The 5847-nt window shown below is 65.1% G+C and carries 7 protein-coding genes; 4 read left to right on the forward strand and 3 right to left on the reverse strand.

Going from position 1 to position 5847, the window contains the following annotated elements:
- A partial coding sequence (locus DH10_RS34100; RefSeq protein WP_246811687.1) for an amidase family protein occupies positions 1-499 on the reverse strand: 499 nt, incomplete at its 3' end.
- Between the two features lie 145 nt (positions 500-644).
- Here DH10_RS34100 and DH10_RS34105 point away from each other — a divergent pair.
- The 4 genes from DH10_RS34105 (at position 645) to msrB (ending at position 3356) form a co-directional block, all read left to right on the forward strand.
- The gene (locus DH10_RS34105) at positions 645-1184 is read left to right on the forward strand and encodes a sigma-70 family RNA polymerase sigma factor (RefSeq protein ID WP_192252949.1); all 540 of its coding nucleotides are present in this window, start codon (positions 645-647) and stop codon (positions 1182-1184) included.
- Entirely contained in the window at positions 1181-1903 is a 723-nt protein-coding gene (locus tag DH10_RS34110; RefSeq protein WP_192252976.1) for an anti-sigma factor, read from the forward strand. The genes DH10_RS34105 and DH10_RS34110 overlap by 4 nt, the downstream gene beginning before the upstream one ends.
- Positions 1904-2098: 195 nt before the next feature.
- Positions 2099-2656 carry a fasciclin domain-containing protein gene (locus DH10_RS34115; RefSeq protein WP_192252946.1) on the forward strand — a complete coding sequence of 186 codons (558 nt, stop codon included), beginning with the start codon at positions 2099-2101 and terminating at the stop codon, positions 2654-2656.
- Positions 2657-2852: 196 nt separating this feature from the next.
- Complete coding sequence (gene msrB / locus DH10_RS34120; RefSeq protein ID WP_192252943.1) at positions 2853-3356, forward strand: peptide-methionine (R)-S-oxide reductase MsrB; 504 nt, start codon at positions 2853-2855, stop codon at positions 3354-3356.
- Between the two features lie 97 nt (positions 3357-3453).
- Here msrB and DH10_RS34125 read toward each other — a convergent pair whose 3' ends face one another.
- Together DH10_RS34125 and DH10_RS34130 are read right to left on the reverse strand one after the other, a co-directional pair.
- A complete protein-coding gene (locus DH10_RS34125) occupies positions 3454-5061 on the reverse strand; it encodes a DHA2 family efflux MFS transporter permease subunit (protein ID WP_192252941.1) in 1608 nt (535 codons plus the stop codon).
- Between the two features lie 130 nt (positions 5062-5191).
- A partial coding sequence (locus DH10_RS34130) for an HlyD family secretion protein (protein WP_192385842.1) occupies positions 5192-5847 on the reverse strand: 656 nt, incomplete at its 5' end.

A 5847-nucleotide genomic window follows, 5' to 3' on the forward strand; every position in this document is an offset into this window, starting at 1 on the left:
CCGCCGGCACCGCGCCCGCCGCGACGAGCGCCGCCGATCCGCCCGAGGAGCCGCCGGTGGTGTGGCCAGTATTCCAGGGATTGCGGGTGATGCCGAAGCGGGCCGATTCCGTCATCAGCCGCAGCCCGTGCTCGGGCGAGGTGCTGGTGGCGATCGGGATTAACCCGGCGGCCAGATACCGCTCGACCATCACCGAATTGTAGTCCGCCGTGAAGGCCGGGATGCGGCTGCCGCCATGAATCGGCACGCCCTTGATGCCGATGCCGAGATCCTTCAGCGCGAAGGGCACGCCGGCGAGCGGCAGCTTGCGGTCGATCGCTTTCGCCCGCGCCCTGGCGGTGTCGTAGAGCGGCGTGGCTATGGCATTGATGTCGGGCCGTGTCGCCTCGGCGCGCGCGATCGCCGCGTCGACCAGCTCCTGCGGCGAGATCTCTTGCCTGTGCACGAGCGCGGCAAGTCCGGTCGCATCCTGTTCCCAAAGCACGCGCTCGATCGACATTGCCGCTCCCCTCTTTTGGCGAAGGCTATCGCATGAAGCTGCAAATCGAAATCGGGATTCGATAGACCAATGGCCCGACTGTCTTTGGCGGACAAAGCCCTCGGCGGCCCGTTGCAAATAAATCGCAATCTTCTAATTTGCCCGCATGGGGCCCCAGGACATCAGCAAGCTGATCGTCCGGACTTCGATGAAGGACCGGGCTGCGTTCGATCTGCTCTACAAGCAGACCAGCGGGAAACTTTTCGGCGTTTGCCTTCGTGTATTGAGGGACAAGGGCGAGGCGGAAGAAGCGCTGCAGGATGTCTTTGTCAAGATATGGACGAAGGCGGACCGTTTCGCGGTTTCCGATTTGAGCCCGATTTCCTGGCTGGTGGCCATTGCGCGCAACCATTCAATCGATCGCATCAGGGCGCGGCGCGGTCCTTCTGTCGGCATCGATGCGGCCCTCGACGTCGCCGATCCGACGCCGGGACCTGAGGCCATGGCTGTCGCGGGCGGCGAGACCGAACGCATCTACCATTGTCTCGACGAACTGGAGAAAGACCGGGCGGCGGCCGTCCGGGGCGCCTATCTCAACGGCGAGAGCTATGCCGAGCTGGCGGAGCGCCACAAGGTCCCGCTGAACACGATGCGGACCTGGCTGCGGCGAAGCCTGCTCAAACTGAGAGAATGTCTGGAAAGATGACGCTGGCGGAAGACAACGGACCGGAACGCGGAGGCGACGATCTGCTCGCCGCCGAATACGTTCTCGGCGTTCTGGCGGCCGATGAACGCCAGATCGCGTCCCGCCGCATCGACACCGAGACGGCGTTTGCCCGCCTGGTCGATGCCTGGGAGGTCCACTTCGCGCCGATGGCGTCTGCCTATGCCGCGGTCGAGCCTCCGGCATCGGTCAAGGCGGCGATCGACCGTAGGCTGTTTACCTCTTCGGCCGCCACATCCGCCGCCCCCAGCGCCGGCCTGCTGGGGAGCCTTGCCTTCTGGCGCGGCCTCGCGGCCGCCGCGATTGCGGCTTTGGCCGTCTATGTCGCGCTGCCTTTCGTCAATCCGCCGGTGCCGCAGCCAGAGACCAGGCTGGTCGCCTCGCTCGCCGCCGACAACAGCAACGTCAAATACCTCGCCGTCTATGACGCGGCGCGCCACGAGGTCGGCCTCTCGCTGGTTTCCGGCGAGCGCGGCGCCGGCAAGGATTTCGAACTTTGGATGATCGAGGGCAAGAATGCGCCGGTCTCGATGGGCGTCATCCCGACCGGCCAGACGGCGCGCATGGCCGTCGCGCCGGCCGTCCAGCAGAAGCTGGCGCAAGGCGCCGTGCTCGCCGTCAGCCTCGAGCCGACCGGCGGTTCGCCGACCGGCCAGCCGACCGGCCCCGTCGTCGCCGCGGGCGATCTGAAGGGCATCTGACGTTTTCAAAGATTAGCAGAAGTCTATCTGCCGGTGGTGCAGCGGAAGACGCGCTTTCATGCGGTCAGGCGTGGCGTAATCTGAATTCTGCCCGACAAACAAAAAATCTTGGAGGTTCGCGAAACTAAGTTTTTCCTCGCCCGTATCTCTTCGCGTTCCCACGAACGGGAAAAACAACCCGAGGAGACTGACACCATGCGTAAACTCGCCACCCTTTTGCTCGCCTCTACGATCGGCCTTTCCGCGCTCGGCGCCGTTGCCTATGCCGCCAATCCGATGGTCGGCGGCGCGCCGATGTATGCCAAGAAGAACATCATCGAGAATGCCGTCAATTCGAAGGACCACACCACGCTGGTCGCCGCCGTCAAGGCCGCCGGCCTGGTCGACACCCTCCAGGGCGCCGGCCCGTTCACCGTCTTCGCCCCAACCAACGAGGCGTTTGCCGCGCTGCCTGCCGGCACGGTCGAGACGCTGCTCAAGCCCGAGAACAAGGACAAGCTGACCAAGATCCTCACCTGCCATGTCATCGCCGCCAAGGCGATGGCCGCCGATGTCGCCAAGATGGCCAAGGCCGATGGCGGCGCGCATGAGGTCAAGACCGTCGGCGGCTGCGCGCTGACGCTGAAGTCCGCAAAGGGCAAGGTCACGGTGACCGATGAGAACGGCAATGTCGCCCATGTCACCATCGCCGACGTGCGCCAGTCGAACGGCGTCATCCACGTCATCGACAAGGTTCTCTTGCCGAAGATGTAACAAAGCGCGTGCGGCCGGCGAAATGAGGTGTGTCCCCGCCGGCCGCACGGTTCTCCCTCCCACAATCCGTGTTGCCGTCAAGCGCCGCTCCGCATCGCCAGGGTTTGGGTCGACGCGGAGTGGCGCGCGGACCGTCACCGGCTTTTGATTTTCCGGCGGCGCCATAGTTTGCAACAAGACGTCAGGAGGAAAGGCCATGAACCGTCGCGACTTTCTCTGGAGCGGTGCCGCCGCCGCTGCCCTCATCGTCGGAACCGGAGCGGCGTTGCGCATGGGCGGCGCGAAGCCGGCTTTGGCCGCCGAGACATTCGAGGTCACCAAGACCGACGCCGAATGGCACGCCATCCTTTCGGACGCCGCCTTCGACGTGCTGCGCAAGCAGGGCACCGAATATCCGGGCACCAGCCCGCTGCTCAACGAGCACCGCAAAGGCATCTTCGCCTGCGCCGGCTGCGACCTGCCGGTCTATCCGTCGGAGACGAAGTTCGATTCCGGCACCGGCTGGCCGAGCTTCTGGCAGGAGATTCCCAAAGCCATCGGCAAGACCGAGGACCGTTCGCTCGGCATGACGCGCACCGAGGTGCATTGCCGGCGTTGCGGCGGCCATCTCGGCCATGTCTTCGATGACGGCCCGCCGCCTACCGGTCTGCGCCACTGCATCAATGGCGTGGCGTTGAGCTTCAAGCCGGCGGCCGCCTGAACGCAGCCCTTCCATCTCTCCAAAAGAAATGACCCCGGAAATCGGCGACGATTTCCGGGGTCACGTGTTGAGGATGCCAGGCGGGGGTTCCGGCTCCTCAATGGCCTCCGCCGCCACCGCCGCTTTGGTCGGCCGGCTTGTTGATGAACAGGACGAACAATCCGAGCGTGGCGAACAAAGCCGTCAGCATGAAGAACACGTCCATGAACGAGAGCAGCGCCGCCTGCTGCTGGACCATGCCGGACAGCTTCGAGATCGCGGCGCTCGTGGCGTCCAGACCTGCGGTCTGCTCGAAGTTCAACGTCATGTTCTGCAGCTTCGTCTGGGCTGCCTGACTGCCCCACTCGACATGCTCGGAGAGCCTTGCATAGTGGAAGGCGTTGCGGTCGATCAGCACCGTGTTGATGATTGCCAGGCCGACGGCGCCGCCGAGATTGCGGGTCAGGTTGAACAGGCCCGACGCGTTCTTCAGCCGCTCCGGCGGCAGCGTGCCGAGCGCGATGTTGTTGATCGGCACCATGCACAGCATCATCGAGCAGCCGCGCAGGATCTGCGGGACGAGCAGCTCATAAAAATCCCAGTCGGCGGTGAGATGCGTCATCCACCACGTGCCGGTGGCGAAGCCGAAGAAGCCGATCATCATCATCAGCCTCAGATCCATCTTGCGCGACAGGATGCCGGAGATGGGCGCCGTGAAGAACATCGCGAGGCCGCTGACGAACAGCGCCTCGCCGATCATCATCGAATCGTAGCCGCGGATGCGCCCCAGGAACACCGGATAGAGATAGGTGAGCCCGTAGAGGCCGATGCCGATGACGAAGGAAAACATCGAGCCGAAGGCGAAGTTGATGTTGCTGAAGGCGCGAAGGTCGACGATCGGCTCCTCGGCGGTGAACACGCGCCAGAAGAACACCACCGCTCCGATGGTCATGACGATGGCACAGATGAACACCGCCTGGTCCTGCAGCCAGTCATTGTTCGGGCCTTCCTCCAGCACATATTCCATGCAGCCGAGGAAGGCGGCCATGCCGGCAAGGCCCCACCAGTCGAACTTGCTGAACAGCTTGAGGTTTGGCTTGTCGAAGTCGATCAGCGACCAGGCCGCCGTCGTCACCAGGATGCCGGGCACGACATTGACCAGGAACAGCCAATGCCAGGACATGGCGTGGCTGATATAGCCGCCGACCGTCGGGCCGATGGTCGGCGCCAGCGTAGCCACCAGGCCGATCATCGGCGAGACGACTGCGCGCCGCGACGGCGGGAAGATGGTGAAGGCGGCCGCGAACACGCTCGGGATCATGCCGCCGCCGATGAAACCCTGGATGGCGCGGTAGACGATCATCTGATCGATGTTGGTGGCGGTCGCGGCAAGCGCGCTGGCCGCGGTGAAGCCGGCGGCGGCGATGGTGAACAGCACGCGCGTCGACAGCATGCGGCTGAGGAAACCCGACAGCGGGATCATCACCACCTCGGCGATCAGGTAAGCGGTCTGCACCCACGGGATCTCGTCGGAACTGGCGCTCAGGCCCGCCTGGATCTCGGCCAGCGAGGCCGAGACGATCTGGATGTCGAGGATCGCCATGAACATGCCGAACACCATCGCCAGGAAGGCGATGACGCGGCGCACCGGCATATGGTCGGCGGCGGGCGCGGCAGCCACCGGCCGTGCCGGTATTGATCCTGCGGTGATGGTTGCGGTTGCCATGTCATGGCCTCCCTACGGCAATTCCGGGAATAGCGCGTGGCTGTTTTCCATTCGGACTGCGTCAGAACAAATAGCTTGCAGGCGGGGCGGCCCGGCGCTCGATCGGCCACCGGGCCGCCCCCCAAAGTGCTCAGTTGGTCGTCGAGGCAGGCGCGGTGCGGCTGTCGGCGGCGACAACGACGCTCAGGCCGGCGCGCAGCTTGCCGGTCTTCAGCACGTCGGCCGGCACGTCGATGCGGACCGGCACGCGCTGAACGACCTTCGTGAAGTTGCCGGTGGCGTTTTCCGGCGGCAGCAGCGAGAACACCGCGCCCGAAGCCGGCGCCAGCGACGAAACCGTGCCCTCGAAAGTCTGGCCGTCGATGGCGTCGACCGTGATGCGGACCTTCTCGCCGGGCACCAGCCGGCCAAGCTGCGTCTCCTTGAAGTTGCCGACGATGTAGAGCTTGTCCATCGGCACGACGACGGCGAGCTTCTGGCCGGGGCTGACGAGGTCGCCCTGCTCGACCGAGCGGTTGCCGACGACGCCGTCATAAGGCGCCTTGAGCACGGTGAAGGAAAGGTCGCGCTGCGCCTTGTCGCGGGTGAGCTGCAGCGATGCGAGCGTGCTTGCGGATTCCACGCGCTGGGCTTCGAGCACGCCGATATTGGCCTGCGCCGCGGTGATCTGCGCGTCGGCGCCGGCAAGCGCTGCCTTGGCCTGGTCGAGCGCCGTCTGGGCGTCGTCCAACTGCGCCTGCGTGCCGACACGGGTCTTGAGCAATTGCGCCGCGCGGTCCTGGGCGC

It is taken from the genome of Mesorhizobium silamurunense, assembly GCF_014843825.1.
In the GTDB taxonomy this organism is placed as follows: domain Bacteria; phylum Pseudomonadota; class Alphaproteobacteria; order Rhizobiales; family Rhizobiaceae; genus Mesorhizobium; species Mesorhizobium silamurunense.

Bases quoted from the DNA above. Each gene is read 5' to 3' on its own strand.
- DH10_RS34105 (WP_192252949.1), top strand. From the start codon at position 645: ATGGGGCCCCAGGACATCAGCAAGCTGATCGTCCGGACTTCGATGAAG.
- DH10_RS34110 (WP_192252976.1), top strand. From the start codon at position 1,181: ATGACGCTGGCGGAAGACAACGGACCGGAACGCGGAGGCGACGATCTG.
- DH10_RS34115 (WP_192252946.1), top strand. From the start codon at position 2,099: ATGCGTAAACTCGCCACCCTTTTGCTCGCCTCTACGATCGGCCTTTCC.
- msrB (WP_192252943.1), top strand. From the start codon at position 2,853: ATGAACCGTCGCGACTTTCTCTGGAGCGGTGCCGCCGCCGCTGCCCTC.
- DH10_RS34125 (WP_192252941.1), bottom strand. From the start codon at position 5,061: ATGGCAACCGCAACCATCACCGCAGGATCAATACCGGCACGGCCGGTG.